Genomic DNA, 16,283 nt, shown 5'->3' on the forward strand with positions numbered 1-16,283 from the left:
ATCAAGCATAATTTTAGTTTTTAAATCCTTAACTGATCAGCATTACTCCGAGAAGAGGCTTTTTGTCAATTAGTCGCCTGTATAGCCTTTAAGCTTCAAACGCGCTGCATGCAATAAAGGTTCAGTATAACCCGAAGGCTGCTCTGCCCCTTTAAAGATTAAATCCGACGCTGCTTGAAAAGCATAACCATTAAAATCTGGTGACATGGCTGTATATTCAGGATCATGCGCATTTTGTTGATCGACAATGGCTGCCATGCGCTTTAAAACTGTTTCGACTTGCTGTTTAGATACAATATTGTGACGAAGCCAGTTTGCCACATGTTGTGATGAAATACGCAAAGTCGCGCGGTCTTCCATCAATCCAACATTGTTAATGTCTGGCACTTTCGAGCAACCCACGCCTAAGTCAACCCAACGTACAACATAACCTAAAATACCTTGGCAATTATTTTCAAGTTCTTTGGTAATTTCATCTTCCGACCAATTGGTTTCTGCCGCAAGTGGTGGCGTTAATAAATCATCTAACGGCAACATTTTTTCCGTTAAAATTTCTTGTTGGCGCTTATGTACATTGCATTGATGATAATGAATCGCGTGAATCACCGCTCCCGATGGCGAAGGCACCCATGCACAACTCGCCCCCGCTTGAGGATGTTCAATTTTGCTCTTGTACATGTCGAGCAGCATATCCGGTTTTGGCCACATGCCTTTACCAATTTGCGCTTTACCACTTAAACCACAGGCCAAACCAATACCAACGTTACGGTTTTCATAAGCTGCAAACCATTTTTGGTTTTTCACTTCTGCTTTACGCACCATTGGACCAGCTTCCATAAAGGTATGAATTTCATCGCCTGTGCGGTCCATAAAGCCTGTATTAATGAAAATGGTACGGTCTTTGGCTTGGGCAATGGCAGCTTTTAAATTAACTGAGGTACGACGTTCTTCGTCCATAATGCCAATTTTAATGCTTTTTGCAGGTAACCCAATGAGTTGTTCGGCACGCGCAAAAAGCTCAACCGCAAATGCAACCTCTTCTGGGCCATGCATTTTAGGTTTTACAATATACATTGAACCCGTACGTGAATTGCTAATTTGGTTTTTGCCTAAAATATCTACTTTAGACAGCAATGGCGTAACCAATGCATCCATAATGCCTTCAAAAATTTCTTCACCATCGACCAAAATTGCAGGATTGGTCATTAAATGCCCGACATTTCTGAGTAACATTAATGAACGACCGTGCACCGTGGTTGTTCCACCGGTTAAGTTTTGATAGGTCTTGTCTGCGTTTAAGGTGCGTTTAACGGTTTTACCGCCTTTATCAAAGGCATCTTCTAAGGTGCCTTGCATTAAGCCTAACCAATTACGGTAGCCTTCAACTTTTTCTTCGGCATCAACCGCAGCCACCGAATCTTCTAAATCTTGAATGGTGGTTACTGCAGCTTCTAAAAGTAGATCTTTCACCCCAGCTGAATCTGTTTTACCAATTGGGCTATTGGCATCAATTTGAATAATGACATGCAAGCCATTACTTTTTAAAACAATTTCTGTTGGCTGATCGGGTTCGCCATTATAACCAACAAAAAAAGCAGCATTTGCAAGTTGCGTCGTTTCAGCATTGGCTAATTCAACCATCAATTGGTTTTGCTCTACTCGGTAAGCAGTTACATCGCGATGAGAGCCTTGTTGTAAGGCAAAGTTTTCATCTAAAAAATCTTTAGCAAAAGCAACAACTTTTTCGCCACGAACAGGATTATAAGCTTTGCCTTTTTCTGCACCCTCTGCTTCTGAAATGACATCGAAGCCATATAATGCATCATATAAAGAGCCCCAACGTGCATTGGCAGCATTCAAGCAATAACGCGCATTACGCACTGGAACAACCAATTGTGGGCCTGAAATTAAGCTAATTTCACTGTCTACATTTTCAGTACTAATTTGAAAATCTTCAACATCTTCAACCAAATAGCCAATTTCAGTCAGAAAAGCTTTGTAGGCATTTAATTCAAACGGATTGTTACGATGCCATTCATCAATTTTGGCTTGCAGCTCATCACGCTTAGCTAACAGTGCTTTATTTTTCGGACTCAATTCAACAACGACTTGCTCAAATCCTTTCCAATAACTTTCGCTGTTCACACCCGATGATGGAAGCGCTTCATTTTCAATAAAATCGTATAATTCTTTAGCGATTGCTAATTTGCCTTTTTGAATACGTGTCGTCATTGTCTTTCCTGATAGCACTAATTTCTATGACCGAATATAGAAGCGTTTAATTTGAGTGGCTAAATATCCTCAAATCAACAGATTCCATATTCCAATAATCTCATTGATATATTTCATTCAAATCATTTTTGAGTAAATCATCCATCGGTTTTACATCAAAATGAAGTCTGAATTTTTATAACGTTTTAAATGACTTTATGACAGTTTATATATTTTGAACAGTCTCAAAATAAGACTAAAGCGAATATTTTGGCTAAATACACATTTTTGTAGCGTTAAGGCAAAGCTATATTTTTGATTTTATGTGTTTTTATTAAATATGACTGGCAGTATCAAATTTTAAATTGTGCGTTATTTTTAAAAAAAATAGCGTTTTTAGCATAAAAAAGAGTGCTATTTCATTCATAACACCCTTTTTTATTTAGTCCACGGCAGCTTGATCGACTTGGCGATGTGCAGCATTTAAATAATCGTCCGATTGCATTTCTAGCAAGCGTGAACGTGTCCGTTCAATTTCAAATGCTAATTTCTCACCGTGATAAATCTCGATGATTGAATCTTCTGAGGTTAATAGCAGCTTCACACCACGGTCATAAAACTCATCGACCAAATAAATAAAACGTCGTGTCGCATCGTTAATTTGGTCAGTCAAATGCGGAATATTTCGAATCAAAACCGTTTGATAGGTATTGGCAAGCTCAATAAAATCCGCAGGACTCCGCGGTTTTAAACAGAGTTCTTTAAAATCACACCATAACACATCTACGCTATGCCCTAAGTTTTCTACTTGGCGATGGTTAATTTCAATCGGTTCGTGTGAAACGTGTTGACCATGTGTTAAGGCTTCAAATCGCTCGGCAATCCATTGGTCGGTATCGCTTGAAAGCGGATATTTAAATAATTGAGCTTGTTTTAATACTCTTAGTCGATAATCTACGCCCGCATCGACATTTAAAATTTCACAAAATTTCTTGACCATTTCAATGGTCGGTAGAAAGCGATCGCGATGAATACCATTTTTATATAAACCGTCTGGGGCAATATTTGAAGTTGCAATCAAGGTAATTCCACTGTTAAAAAGCTTTTGGAATAAATCACTGAGAATCATTGCATCGGTCACATTCGACACAAAAAACTCATCAAAACAAATCACAACCGCATTTTTATAGATTTGATCTGCAACGGTGTCTAACGGATTTTGTTGACCCGATAATTTATTTAATTCTTTATGCACAAACTGCATAAAGTGATGAAAATGCATGCGCATTTTACGACGAAACGGAATAGAATCAAAAAACTGATCCATCAGCCACGTTTTACCACGCCCCACACCACCCCACATATAAACACCGCGTGGCGGAACTTGTTTACGAAAACGTCCAAAAAATGACTGCGATGCGGTTTGGCGCTCTTGCAATTCTTGCCAAGTGCGTTGTAATTCATTAACAGCCTTCGCTTGAGCATCATCTGCAATAAAATGCCCAGAAGCCAAAGCCTTTTCATAACGTTGTGCTGGTGATAAATCGTTTAAATCGGTCATATTCTTTGCATCTATAATCTTAAACAAGAGTGATCTGAGCGAATTATAAAATAGAAAGTTAATGCAAGTTTTTTAAAAAACGACTTTCCATGTCATCTATTCACAATCCATATAAGTTATTATTCGCTTAAATTCTGTTTAAATTCAAGCGTTGATTAGTAAATTGCTTGAGCAAAGCAGTACATTTGCTCAAGTACTTTCATTTAAGCTAAAGTGACTAAAATATCCTGCAGTGTTTGTTTTGGATTTTCCGATTGCGTAATTGGACGACCAATTACCAAATGTGTCGAACCATCTAACATGGCCTGTTTTGGCGTCACAATACGTTTTTGGTCATCTGCATTTGCGCCTAATGGACGAATCCCTGGTGTAACCAACGCAAATTCTTGCCCCAATTCTTGACGTAAAAATTGTGCTTCTTGTGCAGAACAGACCACACCATCGAGTCCTGAATCTTGGGTTAACTTCGCTAAACGACGAACTTGCTCTGCGGGCTCAATATCTAAACCAATATCGCGTAAATCTTCACGCCCCATCGAGGTTAAAACGGTCACCGCAATCAGTTGGGTTTGATAATTACCCGCTTTTAAACGCTCAACACAAGTTTCCATCATTTTACGACCGCCTGATGCATGAACATTCACCATCCACACCCCTAAATCCGCCGCCGCGCATACTGCTTGTGCAGTCGTGTTGGGAATATCGTGAAATTTTAAATCTAAGAAGACTTCAAAACCTTGATTATGGAGTGCTTTAACAATTTGCGGACCTTCATGAGTAAATAATTCTTTGCCGACTTTTACACGACACAATTTAGGGTCTAACTGCTCGGCAAGGGATAAAGCTTCTTTTTGACTTTTTGCATCTAAGGCAACAATAATGCTCACAACTGTCCGTCCTAAAAGATAAATTTGGAGCATTATAAAGGCATTCGTTCAGAAAGATAACCTTAAAAATCTATATTACAGACTAAATCCACTCAATGTAGGGGCATATAAAGTGGCTTTATATTATGGATAAGCTTTAAGAACCGCCCCACCAATATCTTAAAATATGGAAATAAATTGGAGCAGCAAAGCAAATTGAATCCATACGATCCAACATTCCACCATGGCCTTGAATTAAATGCCCCCAATCTTTTACGCCGCGATCACGTTTAATTGCAGACATCACTAGCCCACCAAAAAAACCAAACATACAGACTATAAATGCAATAACAAGTGACTGCCATAAGGAAAATGGCGTTAATCCACGCGCTAAAACACCAATCAAGATTGCTAAAGCTACTCCACCGAGCAAACCTTCAAGGGTTTTAGATGGACTTAAATTCGGTGCTACTTTGGTTTTTCCAAACAATTTTCCACAAATATATTGCAATACATCTGAAATTTGCACGACTAAAACCAACCAAATTAATAGCCAAATATTGGCGCCATGGAAATTTTTCACTGTTAAATTTAATAATGCAGGCACATATGAGATACAGCAAATGGCAATCATCAATCCCCATTGAATTTTTGCCGTTCTTTCTAAAAAGTAGGTGGTATCTTCTTGTTTTAATATACCGATTGGAATAAGTAAAAAAGCATATAGCGGAATAAAAATTGAATATAAACCATACCAATCAATATAGATTAAATAATATTGAAACGGTAACACAAAATAAAAAGCCATCAGCAACGCAAAATAATCTCCTCTTCGCGTAGGCAATAAAGTGATAAATTCACGCAGCGCAAAAAAAGAAATGATTGCGAATAAAACAATAATACCCGTGCGACCAATAAAAATAGCAGCGAATAAAATAACCACCATGGCCCACCATGCATTAATACGCGCATTTAAATTATCAATGACGGCATGAGGCTGATGTTTTATTTTTTGCTTAAGCATAAAACCAATGGTCGATGCACAGGTAAGCACAAGAGTTACACCCACAAAAAGAATAAAAGTGATTTGTGCATTGCTATAATTCATTGATATTCACCTTCATTCAAAGCTAAAAGCTGTTCACGCGCGGTTGTTATAAATGCCGTTTTATCCTGATTAAATGTGAGCGCTTGGCCAAAACTTACCGTTGCCAATAAGGGCAAAGGAATCAAAACACCTTTTGGCATTACACGATTTAAATTAGCAATCCAAACAGGAATTAGTTCTACATCGTTAAATTGTTGTTTTAAATAATAAAGCCCAGACTTAAATGGCAATAATTGTTGGTTTTGATCTAAATTTCGCGTGCCTTCTGGAAAAAAAATAATCGAATCACCCAATGCCAAGGCCTGCTTAACAACATCTAGCGGATCTTTTCCTTCTTCACGCTGCCGAGAAATAACAATGCCATTAAAAACATCGTAAATAATAAAGCGGCGTAAACTACTTTTAGTCCAATAATCTGAAGCAGCCACAGGACGCGTATGACGTCGAATTGTTGCAGGCAAAGATGACCATAAAAGAATAAAGTCCATATGACTATTATGGTTTGCGTAGTAAATTCGTTGTTTCATTTCAGGCTTACACCCGATCCATAAACTCCGAGCACCGGTCAAAAGTCGTACTATGCGGCGAATAATAAAAGCGATCAAACGACCTAAGAATCGACTAATAAAAGAACTTTTATGCATAACACCTATCTCTTACTGTGTTTTTTGTTCTAAATAGCAATATGCTGCATAGGCTCTTCGACACGCAGTAATTACACAACCCACATTTAATACAATTAAAGCAATCAACATGACATAATCGTGTTGATAAAAATATTGCTCCAATGCTGTTAAAATAATTGCGCCGGTCAATAACGCCATACGTTGTTGTTTTGCCATTGGTCCTGTAAAGTTTGCAGGTGCCTGAATGGAAACTGCAAGCGTCCGAATATATGCTGTTAGTACGGCTAATAATGCCCCAAGCCATCCAAGCTCACTGGCATAACCTACACAAACAACAGCATATCCAGCCGCAATAATGATGACTGGGTCAGAAATACGATCTGGAATATCATTAAAAAGCTCTCCAGATAAAGTTGATTTTCCCCCTTCAACTGCAACTAACCCATCAAATAAATTGCATAATAATCGCATTTGAATAAATAATGCAGATAAAACATACCATACAAATTGAACAACGCCTTGTACAAAGGTTGTACTGACTAAAGCTACAGCTGCACCCATTGCAAAAAAGACACTTAAAACAGAAATTTGATTTGGCGTGATTGATTTATTTGCTAAAAAAATTGCAATTTTTTGGACCAAATTGACTTGACGCACTTTTAACGGGCGACGATTGTTAGGTGTAGGTGGTTGGTGTGTTGACATAAGAAACCTAATCTATTTTTTGTTGTCGATACAATTTAATGTTGGTTAAACATGCAAAGATAAATGCAACTGTAATTGCAGGCGAGATTGTTTTTACAATATGCGGCGTTGCAATGCATAAATGAATAAATACTAAGCATGAACCTGAAATTAAGATGGTTATTATGGGTGGCAATATCAATTTAAGCCATATCTTTTGATAAAAATTAAATTGTTTTTCAATCAAAAAACCAATAAATAAAGTAATGATAAAACTGCAAAAACCTTGAACCAGACCAGAAACTAACCCTACTTTTAATCCTGAAGACTGGGCATTTACATAAAAAGACCAACCACCCCATAAACAAAAAGCAAAGAAAGCAAATCCCATCTTATAGTACTTTGAATTTTTAACCTGATTGTTCAAGCGAAACCCCTAAATTTTATTATCAACTTGAAATACTTTTAATATTGAAAGAGTCTATTAAAAAAAGCAACGCTTAGCTTTTTAACCAGTGAACAAGAATAAAAAGAATTCATTTTATTTCAAAAAAAAGCTCACCATGAATTTTCATAATGAGCTTTTTCCATAATATTCGAATTATAAAGGAGAGTTTCTCTCACTTTCAGGCTGAATATCTAACACTGTTTTTTCATGTCTTACACTTGCAGCAGCTTCTGCGGCGGCAGATTGGGCAAATTGAATTTGCTCTTTTCGTAAACGCTCAATTTCTTTTCGTAAACGTTTAATTTCCCAATTATTTTGAAAAACTCTGAACAGTTGAACACCCAACAATAGACCAACCACAACACCTAATGCCAACGTAATAAGCACTAAAAGCCCAACGCGCATTTCTGGCACAATATGGTTAAAACCTAAATCAACCGTAACTGGCGTACCATTTAAAAGCACTAACGCTAAAGAATAAATAAATAATACAATTAATAAAATAGCTAAAATAAAACGCATATATCACCCAATTAGTTAGAATATGATTAAGCGTCTAAAGATTCATTCACAGCATCACGAAGCGCTTTACCTGGTTTAAAATGTGGAACTGCTTTTGCAGCAACTTCTACAGATTTTCCAGTTTTTGGATTACGTCCAACACGTGGTTCACGATGATGTAATGAGAAACTACCGAACCCACGAATTTCAATACGATTATCAGAAGATAATGCGTCAATCATTTGATCAATCATAATTCGTACGGCTTCTTCTACTAAAGGCTCTGTCAAATGTGGATTTTTCAAAGCAACACGTTGGATTAAGTCGGACTTATTTAAAGCTTCTGGTGTAGTCATCTATGACCTCATTGATTTATAGCAATTTATCAATTACTTGATGATAACCCGTTTAAATAAAAAACGGTAGCGTAATATAATAATACTACGCTACCGCTTACAGTAATTAAATATAAAGTATCAATTAGTTACACTAATTTTCAACTTTTTATTATTACTTCATTTGCGCTTTAATCAAATCACCAATAGTTTTAGGACCATTGTCTGAATTTGTTGCTGCAGTTTTCAAGTTTGCAACTGCTTCTTTCTCTTCAGCTTCGTCTTTCGCTTTGATAGACAAGTTGATAGAGCGAGATTTACGATCAACGTTGATGATTTTCGCTTCAACTTCTTGACCAACTTCTAAGAATTTAGTTGCATCTTCAACGCGGTCGCGGTTGATTTCAGAAGCTTTAAGTGTTGCTTCGATGTCGTCACCTAACTTAACAGTTGCGCCTTTCGCGTCAACAGCAGTTACAGTACCTTTAACCAATGCACCACGTTCGTTTGCAGCTAAGAAATCATTGAACGGATCGCTGTTCAATTGTTTGATACCAAGGCTGATACGGTTGCCTTCAGCGTCTACAGACAAGATAACCGCTTCAACAGTATCACCTTTCTTGTAACGACGAATCGCTTCTTCACCTTGTTCATTCCAAGAAATATCAGACAAGTGAACTAGACCGTCGATACCACCTGGTAAACCAATGAAGATACCGAAGTCAGTGATTGACTTGATAGTACCAGAAACTTTTTCGCCTTTGTCATGCGCTTTAGCAAACTCTTCCCATGGGTTAGCACGAGTTTGTTTGATACCAAGCGAAATACGACGACGTTCTTCGTCAACTTCAAGAACCATAACGTCAACTTCATCACCAATCTGAACAACTTTAGATGGGTGGATGTTTTTGTTGGTGTGGTCCATTTCAGAAACGTGAACAAGACCTTCAACGCCTTCAGCGATTTCTGCGAAACAGCCGTAGTCAGTTAAGTTAGTTACACGCGCTTTAACGATAGAACCTTTAGGGTAACGGCTCATGATCGCTAACCATGGATCTTCACCAAGTTGTTTAAGACCTAATGATACACGGTTACGATCGCGGTCAAATTTAAGTACTTTAACAGTAACTTCTTGACCCACTTCAACAACTTCTGAAGGATGTTTGATACGTTTCCAAGCCATATCTGTGATATGTAGAAGACCATCAATACCGCCAAGATCAACGAACGCGCCGTAATCTGTAAGGTTCTTGATTGTACCAGTAACAGTTTGACCTTCTTCAAGTTGAGCAAGTAATGCTTCACGGTCAGCTGAAGATTCAGCTTCCATTACCGCACGACGAGATACAACAACGTTGTTACGTTTAGCATCAAGCTTGATTACTTTGAACTCTAACTCTTTACCTTCAAGGTGAGTTGTGTCGCGGATAGGACGAGTGTCTACCAAAGAACCTGGAAGGAACGCACGTACTGGACCGATGTCAACAGTGAAACCGCCTTTAACTTTACCAGAAATAACACCAGTAACGATTTCGCCATCTTCAAAGATTTTTTCAAGTTTAGTCCAAGTTTCAGCACGTTTTGCTTTTTCACGTGATAAAACTGTTTGACCCATACCGTTGTCTAATGCTTCAACAACAACATCAACAGTATCGCCAACTTGAACTTCAAGTTCACGTTGTTCATTTAAAAATTCAGCACGGTCAACAACGCCTTCAGATTTAAGGCCAGTGTCAACAGTAACCCAGTCAGAATCGATGTTAACAACAACACCTTGGATGACTGCACCCTTTTCAACGTTTAAGTTTAATTCACTTTCTTCAAAGAGGGCTGCAAAAGATTCGGTCATGATATACCTGATAAAGTCAGCGGTCTTGGATCAGACAAGGCCGGTTTAATTAAGCATTTGTATCGTCTTTTTAATCTGATCAAGCGATACAAAAGCTGTAAAGAATAGGTTTATGCTAATTTTGAGTCGATATATTCAACCATGGCTTGGAATACTTGATCGATATTCAATGATGAACTATCAATTACATAAGCATCTTCAGCAGGTTTCAATGGCGCAACGGATCGCTCCATATCGCGCCGATCTCGATCTTCAATATTTGCTAAAATGGCGTCTATTTTAGCATCTAGGCCTATTGCCTGCAACTGTTTTACACGACGCTCGGCACGTGACTGGGCAGATGCGGTTAAATAGATTTTGGCAGCAGCATTTGGAAACACCACGGTTCCCATGTCTCGTCCATCTGCAACCAAGCCTGGCGCTTGTGCAAAGTCGTGTTGGCGCTGTAATAGTGCGGCTCTTAACTCAGGAATGGTCGCTATTTGCGAAGCATAAGCACCAACTTCTTCTGTGCGGATAATCGAACTCACATCTTCGCCTTCGAGTAAAATCTGGATGCTCGAATCTTCTGTATTACTCTTAAACTGAATATCTAAATTCAACGCGCAATCAACACAAGTTGTAAGTCGCGTATCTAAAGAGGTCAATAATCCTTTATTTTTTAAAGATAAACCCAAAAGTCGATATAACGCACCCGAGTCCAACAAATAATATCCGTAGTGTTGTGCTATTTTAGATGCCAATGTGCCTTTTCCAGAACCACTCGGACCATCAATTGTAATGACATGAATACTCATAACTTTTCCAAATTTTGCTTTTCATATTTAAGCATGAAGAATGGTGAACTAGTCTGCATTCTGCGCCATATAAATTCAATATTATTTTCAATAAAAGTTCATTTTTGAAACTTAAAACAAAGGGGTTATGGAATTTTTAATTATTGTTAATCAAATATTTATAAAAAAATATCAGAATTAAAAACCGAACTGAAAAAATAATATTCACGCAAATCAAATCATTCCATTTAATTTCTTAATTTGCTATACACTCAGTCATACTGATGGATATACATAGCTTAATTAAATATCTAAGAGGTAAAAAATGAACTTGAATCAGCTAACCGAAGATGAGTTACAAGAAGTTGCAGAGGCAGGGATTAAAAATAGAATCGAGCTTAGATTATCCAAGCAGATCAATGACAGCAAAAATGAAAAATTAGAAAAAGAGCTACAAACTTTATATTTACTGAGTAAAGCAGAATTAATTGAGGTAATTCAAAAGCATGCTACAGCATATCAATTTGAAAAAATGAGTAAAATTAACAAGTTATGATCCAGCACAAAAAGGCTGGATCATGTAAAAACTTAGTTACCCGCATCGGTTGGACGTGCGCGCAACTGTTTATTTGCTTTATTCAATTCCATATTCACAGCTAAGTTATGCGGTGGAATTGGTGACAAGAACCACTTCTTATATAGCTGATCCATTTTTCCTGAACGCCATAAATTTGTCACTACCCGATCCGCCAAAGCTTTAAGTTTAGGATCATTATTTGGCATCATTATCGCGTATGGATCTGTCGATAACACCTCACCCACAATTTTATAATCTTGAGGATGACCAGACGTTGCAATTAAACCCGCTAAAGTTGAATCTGCGCCAACAAAAGCATCTGCCTTGCCTGTTGCAAGCAAGCTAAATGAATCAGCATGATCTCGACCGTACAATTTATGAATATTTAAATCGTGACCGCGCACAGTACGTTTTAAATATTTATCGGCAATCACGCCTGCAGTTGTCACAACTTTACGGTTATCTAAATCATCCACGCTTTTAATATCTGATGATCGCTTCACCGCCATGCGAATTTCAGCCATATAATAATTGGTTGAAAAATTAACGTCATTATTGCGTACAACTGAATGCGTAGACGTTCCACATTCCATGTCAAGTTCACCTGATTTTAACATTGGAATACGGTCGGTTGGTGTTGTGGCTTTATACACAACACGTAAATTTGGTAGATGTAACTCTTTTTTAACTTCTGCAACCACATCATTACAGATGTCAATTGCATACCCCATTGGACGGCCATTCACCACATAAGAAATCGGCTGTGATGAGGTGCGATGACCAATCACAATTGTACCGGTTCTTTGGATTTTGGCTAAAGTATCTACTGCAAAAGTTGATGTTGCAGACAAAGATAATAAGCAAACTGCACTTGACAAACAAGCTTTAATGAGACTCATTTAATATTTCCCTTTTCAAATCTCAATATTTATTAGATAACCAATAACATTTATGGTTCAATATTATTGAGCACACAAATATAGCGTATTCATAACAAAATACCAACAGAATGCATTATATCTGTGCAATAACTTAATTGTTTTTCTTCATTTCTAATAATTGGCGCTTTTTTGCAGCACGACGGGTTTTAAAAAAAGTACTCAACAACGCGGTCGACTCTTCCGCCAAACATCCCGCTTGATATTCAAACACATGATTATAATAGCCATTATTATTTAACAATTGCCGCGCACTTAACAATGAACCTGCCTTCGGCTCAGACGCTGCAAAAATAACTTTTTGAACACGGGCATGTACCAATGCCCCTACACACATGGTACATGGTTCTAAGGTAACATATAACACCGCATCTTCAGGCAATCGATAGTTATCTAGGCTTGCGCAGGCATCTCGAAGCGCCATAATTTCGGCATGAGCAGTCGGATCATTTAGGCCAATTGGCGCGTTATAGCCCACGCCAATCACTTTATTTTGACTGACAATGACCGCACCTACGGGAATTTCATTCTGTGTTTGTGCAAAATACGCCTGTACTAAAGCAAGGCGCATCCATTTTTTATCTTCTTCAGAAAACGATGAAGGATCATGCAACTGATTAAATAACATGATATTGCTTTAAAATCGCATTCCAACTTTCAACTTCTGTTACAGGTGGACAATCACCTAAAATACTTTTAAGGCTTAACTCAGTATATTTTTGCCATTCGGGTGCCAAGTCTTTGTCGACTAAGCGTGCACGCACACCTTCAACAAAATCTGCGTGGCGAATTTTCCATGCTGAAATTTGCATTTCCAATTCAAAAACATCATTCCACGAACGTACTGTACGGCCCCACTGCCATAACAGCCACGTTAAAGCAGCCGTTACCGGTGAGCCTTTTTGTAAATTTTCGCTAGCTTGACGCAACCAATCGCTGCGAGCATCGCTTAATCCGACAATCGCCTCGTAGTCATATTCAAAATTTACCCCACGGCAAACACTATGCAGAACATCTAAAGAATTCTGTAGAGGACCCGCGCCCACAGGACGGTGCAAACTATTTAAGGTATCATCAATGGCTCTAAATGCACCGGCAGGATAATCTGACCACTGAATTTCAGTCACTTTGTTTAATACGGTGTCGCGCTGTGTATCGCAAATATGGGTTGCCCAACCAATGGCATACGCACCAGCAGAGGTCATAATTGAACCGGTTAAACCCGTGAACAATCCCACAGCACCACGGTCTGCCAAGAAGCGTGTTGCACCAACATCGGGATATAATCCGATATTAATTTCAGGCATCGCCAAACGTGAATGCGGGGTGACCAATCTAAACGGTGCAGCCATAAACAAGCCGAGTCCACCGCCCATCACATAACCTTCGCCCCACACCACAATCGGCTTGGCATAATTGTGCAACAATAAATCTAACAGATATTCTTGTTTGAAGAACTCATCGGCCACTTCGGCTTCGTTTTCTATGACCAATTGACGCAATTTACGCACATCACCACCGGCACAAAAGGCCTTAGATGTGGTCGAGTCAAACCAAATGGCTTTCACACCATCATCTTGATGAAAATCCTGAAAAACTTGGTTTAATGCCGTAACAATCGATAAATCTAGAGCATGTAATGATTTTGGTCGATTTAAGCGAATCACTCGCCATCCATTCTGTGCATGCTCTACAATCAGATCTGGATGATAATTTTTAGATGTTAGTGTCATGCGTCCAACTGCCAGTTAATTGGCTCAATGCCATTTTGTTTCAAATAATGATTCGTCTTTGAGAAGGCCTTACAACCAAAAAAACCACCACGATTCGCAGCCAACGGAGAAGGATGTGCTGCTGTGAGAACCAAATGGCGCTCCCGATCGATGCGGCGTCCCTTGCGTTGAGCATATGCACCCCACAAGATGAAAACGATATGCTGACACTGCTCATTCAAGACGTCGATAATATAATCTGTAAAAACTTCCCATCCTTGGTTTTGGTGTGATGTGGGTTGCCCAGCTTCTACAGTCAGCACACTATTAAGTAATAATACGCCCTGCTCAGCCCATTGGCTTAAATCACCATGCTTCGGTGGAGTAATGCCTAAATCCGAATGCAATTCATGAAAAATATTACGCAATGAAGGCGGGATTGCAATCCCTTTTTGTACAGAAAAACTTAATCCATGCGCCTGATTCGGCCCGTGATACGGATCTTGCCCCAAAATAACCACTTTTACATGAGACAACGGTGTTGTATTGAGCGCGTTAAAAATTAAATGGTTGGGTGGATAAACCGTTTTCTCATTATTTTTTTGAACAATTAAAAACTCACGTAATTGTTCCATTTGTGAAGAAACTAAAAACTCTTGCAACCCTTGCTTCCACGAGCTTTCGAGTTGAACTTTATCTAATTTTTGCTGCTGTTGCTCAGTCAATAACATACTTTTTTTAAACCCTTAACTTATGAAGATACTTTCACTTGCAATTCAACATCGGGGTTTTTAAAAAATCCGCCATTTTTGAGTTTGTCATACATCTGAACATCCGACCATTCAGCTTGAACTTGCTCTGAAAAAATAATTTGCTCTAAACTCAACACACCCATTTGTGCATTTTCAATATCGTCTAAAAAGCTTTGAGCATAACCGGTGTCTGTTTCATGTACGATAACTGAATAAACCTCTACATCGCCTTCCCCATTTTGGGTTTTGGTCGAATTCAATACTTGCTGTGCAAGAAAGAAAAACACTCGCGAAAACTGCTCTGCGGACGGTGAAACCGGCAAGCTAACCCAGCGTGCACTGAAATTTTTACAGGCTTGGATATAATCCGGAGCATCTTGATCCCAAAAACAAATGGCATGATCAAAACTATCAAAAAGCTCTTTAATCACCCCTTTAAGTAAGCCAAAGTCGTAAACCATTTGCCCATGATCAAGCTGAGATGCTTTTAAAATAAGCTCAACTTTGTAACTATGTCCATGAATAGAACGCTTGCAACGATCAGACGTACAATTTCTTACAACATGAGCATTTTCAAACTTAAATAACTTGCGAATCAGCATGGGGCAACGTAGTCATCTTTTTTCAGGAATCAGAAATTATAAATCAAAACTCAGCTTTTGCCGAATCTTTTTAGTGAAACCTTTCGCGATGTAATTGTGATTAAATGTTATTTTTTTGAGCATGCGCCAAAGGCAAAGCCAGCGCCTGCTCGATATATGCCACGCGCAACGAGTCACGAGAACCCAAATAACGTTGATAAAAACTTGAATTAAGCATCATGGCTGCGCCCTGCGTCAGCGCCCAAATGCCCGCCAAATAATCTCGAACTGTCATTTGACTTCCAATTTGCAGTAAATATTCTTCAGCCATTTGAATAATCATACGCAAGCGTTGACGTCGAATTTGATAAAGCTGGGTAAATAATCGCTGAATGCCTGCACCCGTTACAGATAAGCGCTCCTCAAGTGCATGAAATAGCACCGTTCTTTCTGGGTGATGTAAGTGGTGCAGCATAAAAAATGCCACCACTTCATTAAATTCTTTATGCTGATCTTTGGCCATCTCTAACAACATGTTCTCATTACGAATAATCAGCAACATGTAAAGCTCATCTTTACTTTGAAAATGCTTATATAAAGTGCCTTTGGCTAAATCCAATTCGGCAGCCAACGCATCAAGCGTCATGCCAGAATCGCCATTTTCTAGCAATAACGTTTCAGCAATTTGAAAAATTAGTTGTTCTCGTTCTCGAAATTGTGTTTGTCGATCCATTATTGTTCTCTATGTTCACACAAAA

At 38.5% G+C, this 16,283-nt stretch carries 18 protein-coding genes; 1 reads left to right on the top strand and 17 read right to left on the bottom strand.

What is annotated here, in order from left to right; all coding sequences use genetic code 11:
- Positions 1–69 precede the first annotated feature (69 nt).
- The 11 genes from I2F62_RS00415 to cmk form a co-directional block, all read right to left on the bottom strand.
- A complete protein-coding gene (locus tag I2F62_RS00415) occupies positions 70–2,232 on the bottom strand; it encodes a malate synthase G (protein ID WP_324625055.1) in 2,163 nt (720 codons plus the stop codon).
- Between the two features lie 421 nt (positions 2,233–2,653).
- Complete coding sequence (zapE, locus tag I2F62_RS00420) at positions 2,654–3,772, bottom strand: cell division protein ZapE (protein WP_324625056.1); 1,119 nt, start codon at positions 3,770–3,772, stop codon at positions 2,654–2,656.
- A 203-nt stretch (positions 3,773–3,975) separates the two neighbouring features.
- Positions 3,976–4,692 carry an orotidine-5'-phosphate decarboxylase gene (pyrF, locus tag I2F62_RS00425; RefSeq protein WP_324625057.1) on the bottom strand — a complete coding sequence of 239 codons (717 nt, stop codon included), beginning with the start codon at positions 4,690–4,692 and terminating at the stop codon, positions 3,976–3,978.
- Between the two features lie 103 nt (positions 4,693–4,795).
- Entirely contained in the window at positions 4,796–5,746 is a 951-nt protein-coding gene (locus I2F62_RS00430; RefSeq protein ID WP_324625058.1) for a phosphatidate cytidylyltransferase, read from the bottom strand.
- Positions 5,743–6,390 (bottom strand): lysophospholipid acyltransferase family protein, encoded by a 648-nt coding sequence (locus I2F62_RS00435; protein WP_324625059.1) that lies wholly within the window; start codon positions 6,388–6,390, stop codon positions 5,743–5,745. Before I2F62_RS00435 ends, I2F62_RS00430 begins: the two co-directional genes overlap by 4 nt.
- Before the next feature lie 12 nt (positions 6,391–6,402).
- Positions 6,403–7,077, bottom strand: a complete 675-nt coding sequence (locus I2F62_RS00440) for a CDP-alcohol phosphatidyltransferase family protein (protein ID WP_324625060.1) — start codon at positions 7,075–7,077, stop codon at positions 6,403–6,405.
- Between the two features lie 7 nt (positions 7,078–7,084).
- Positions 7,085–7,483, bottom strand: coding sequence for a hypothetical protein (locus I2F62_RS00445; protein ID WP_324625061.1), 399 nt, complete (start codon positions 7,481–7,483; stop codon positions 7,085–7,087).
- Between the two features lie 174 nt (positions 7,484–7,657).
- The gene (locus tag I2F62_RS00450; RefSeq protein ID WP_324625062.1) at positions 7,658–8,026 is read right to left on the bottom strand and encodes a LapA family protein; all 369 of its coding nucleotides are present in this window, start codon (positions 8,024–8,026) and stop codon (positions 7,658–7,660) included.
- Between the two features lie 26 nt (positions 8,027–8,052).
- On the bottom strand, positions 8,053–8,361 hold the full coding sequence (locus tag I2F62_RS00455; protein ID WP_324625063.1) for an integration host factor subunit beta: 309 nt from the start codon (positions 8,359–8,361) through the stop codon (positions 8,053–8,055).
- 154 nt (positions 8,362–8,515) lie between these two features.
- On the bottom strand, positions 8,516–10,189 hold the full coding sequence (gene rpsA / locus I2F62_RS00460) for a 30S ribosomal protein S1 (protein ID WP_324625064.1): 1,674 nt from the start codon (positions 10,187–10,189) through the stop codon (positions 8,516–8,518).
- Positions 10,190–10,299: 110 nt separating this feature from the next.
- Positions 10,300–10,986 carry a (d)CMP kinase gene (gene cmk / locus I2F62_RS00465; RefSeq protein ID WP_324625065.1) on the bottom strand — a complete coding sequence of 229 codons (687 nt, stop codon included), beginning with the start codon at positions 10,984–10,986 and terminating at the stop codon, positions 10,300–10,302.
- A 304-nt stretch (positions 10,987–11,290) separates the two neighbouring features.
- On the opposite strand from cmk, the gene I2F62_RS00470 reads away from it, so the two are divergent.
- Positions 11,291–11,521, top strand: coding sequence for a hypothetical protein (locus tag I2F62_RS00470; RefSeq protein ID WP_324625066.1), 231 nt, complete (start codon positions 11,291–11,293; stop codon positions 11,519–11,521).
- A 32-nt stretch (positions 11,522–11,553) separates the two neighbouring features.
- On the opposite strand, the gene I2F62_RS00475 is transcribed toward I2F62_RS00470, so the two are convergent.
- The 6 genes from I2F62_RS00475 to I2F62_RS00500 all read right to left on the bottom strand — a co-directional run bounded on the left by I2F62_RS00475 (position 11,554) and on the right by I2F62_RS00500 (position 16,258).
- Positions 11,554–12,441 carry an amino acid ABC transporter substrate-binding protein gene (locus I2F62_RS00475; protein WP_324625067.1) on the bottom strand — a complete coding sequence of 296 codons (888 nt, stop codon included), beginning with the start codon at positions 12,439–12,441 and terminating at the stop codon, positions 11,554–11,556.
- Positions 12,442–12,574: 133 nt separating this feature from the next.
- Positions 12,575–13,108, bottom strand: a complete 534-nt coding sequence (gene tadA, locus I2F62_RS00480; RefSeq protein WP_324625068.1) for a tRNA adenosine(34) deaminase TadA — start codon at positions 13,106–13,108, stop codon at positions 12,575–12,577.
- Positions 13,098–14,213 (bottom strand): enoyl-CoA hydratase/isomerase family protein, encoded by a 1,116-nt coding sequence (locus I2F62_RS00485; RefSeq protein ID WP_324625069.1) that lies wholly within the window; start codon positions 14,211–14,213, stop codon positions 13,098–13,100. The genes tadA and I2F62_RS00485 overlap by 11 nt, the downstream gene beginning before the upstream one ends.
- On the bottom strand, positions 14,210–14,923 hold the full coding sequence (gene ung, locus I2F62_RS00490; RefSeq protein ID WP_324625070.1) for a uracil-DNA glycosylase: 714 nt from the start codon (positions 14,921–14,923) through the stop codon (positions 14,210–14,212). The genes I2F62_RS00485 and ung overlap by 4 nt, the downstream gene beginning before the upstream one ends.
- Positions 14,924–14,943: 20 nt before the next feature.
- Positions 14,944–15,546 (bottom strand): 6-carboxytetrahydropterin synthase, encoded by a 603-nt coding sequence (locus I2F62_RS00495; protein WP_324625071.1) that lies wholly within the window; start codon positions 15,544–15,546, stop codon positions 14,944–14,946.
- A 100-nt stretch (positions 15,547–15,646) separates the two neighbouring features.
- Entirely contained in the window at positions 15,647–16,258 is a 612-nt protein-coding gene (locus I2F62_RS00500; protein WP_324625072.1) for a TetR/AcrR family transcriptional regulator, read from the bottom strand.
- Positions 16,259–16,283: the final 25 nt, after the last annotated feature.

Source organism: Acinetobacter sp. MD2(2019) (assembly GCF_035615615.1).
Classification (GTDB): Bacteria; Pseudomonadota; Gammaproteobacteria; order Pseudomonadales; family Moraxellaceae; genus Acinetobacter.

Bases quoted from the DNA above. Each gene is read 5' to 3' on its own strand.
- I2F62_RS00450 (WP_324625062.1), bottom strand. From the start codon at position 8,026: ATGCGTTTTATTTTAGCTATTTTATTAATTGTATTATTTATTTATTCT.
- zapE (WP_324625056.1), bottom strand. From the start codon at position 3,772: ATGACCGATTTAAACGATTTATCACCAGCACAACGTTATGAAAAGGCT.
- cmk (WP_324625065.1), bottom strand. From the start codon at position 10,986: ATGAGTATTCATGTCATTACAATTGATGGTCCGAGTGGTTCTGGAAAA.
- I2F62_RS00455 (WP_324625063.1), bottom strand. From the start codon at position 8,361: ATGACTACACCAGAAGCTTTAAATAAGTCCGACTTAATCCAACGTGTT.
- I2F62_RS00485 (WP_324625069.1), bottom strand. From the start codon at position 14,213: ATGACACTAACATCTAAAAATTATCATCCAGATCTGATTGTAGAGCAT.
- rpsA (WP_324625064.1), bottom strand. From the start codon at position 10,189: ATGACCGAATCTTTTGCAGCCCTCTTTGAAGAAAGTGAATTAAACTTA.
- I2F62_RS00500 (WP_324625072.1), bottom strand. From the start codon at position 16,258: ATGGATCGACAAACACAATTTCGAGAACGAGAACAACTAATTTTTCAA.
- I2F62_RS00430 (WP_324625058.1), bottom strand. From the start codon at position 5,746: ATGAATTATAGCAATGCACAAATCACTTTTATTCTTTTTGTGGGTGTA.
- I2F62_RS00415 (WP_324625055.1), bottom strand. From the start codon at position 2,232: ATGACGACACGTATTCAAAAAGGCAAATTAGCAATCGCTAAAGAATTA.
- I2F62_RS00440 (WP_324625060.1), bottom strand. From the start codon at position 7,077: ATGTCAACACACCAACCACCTACACCTAACAATCGTCGCCCGTTAAAA.
- ung (WP_324625070.1), bottom strand. From the start codon at position 14,923: ATGTTATTGACTGAGCAACAGCAGCAAAAATTAGATAAAGTTCAACTC.
- I2F62_RS00435 (WP_324625059.1), bottom strand. From the start codon at position 6,390: ATGCATAAAAGTTCTTTTATTAGTCGATTCTTAGGTCGTTTGATCGCT.
- I2F62_RS00495 (WP_324625071.1), bottom strand. From the start codon at position 15,546: ATGCTGATTCGCAAGTTATTTAAGTTTGAAAATGCTCATGTTGTAAGA.
- I2F62_RS00470 (WP_324625066.1), top strand. From the start codon at position 11,291: ATGAACTTGAATCAGCTAACCGAAGATGAGTTACAAGAAGTTGCAGAG.
- I2F62_RS00475 (WP_324625067.1), bottom strand. From the start codon at position 12,441: ATGAGTCTCATTAAAGCTTGTTTGTCAAGTGCAGTTTGCTTATTATCT.
- pyrF (WP_324625057.1), bottom strand. From the start codon at position 4,692: ATGCTCCAAATTTATCTTTTAGGACGGACAGTTGTGAGCATTATTGTT.
- tadA (WP_324625068.1), bottom strand. From the start codon at position 13,108: ATGTTATTTAATCAGTTGCATGATCCTTCATCGTTTTCTGAAGAAGAT.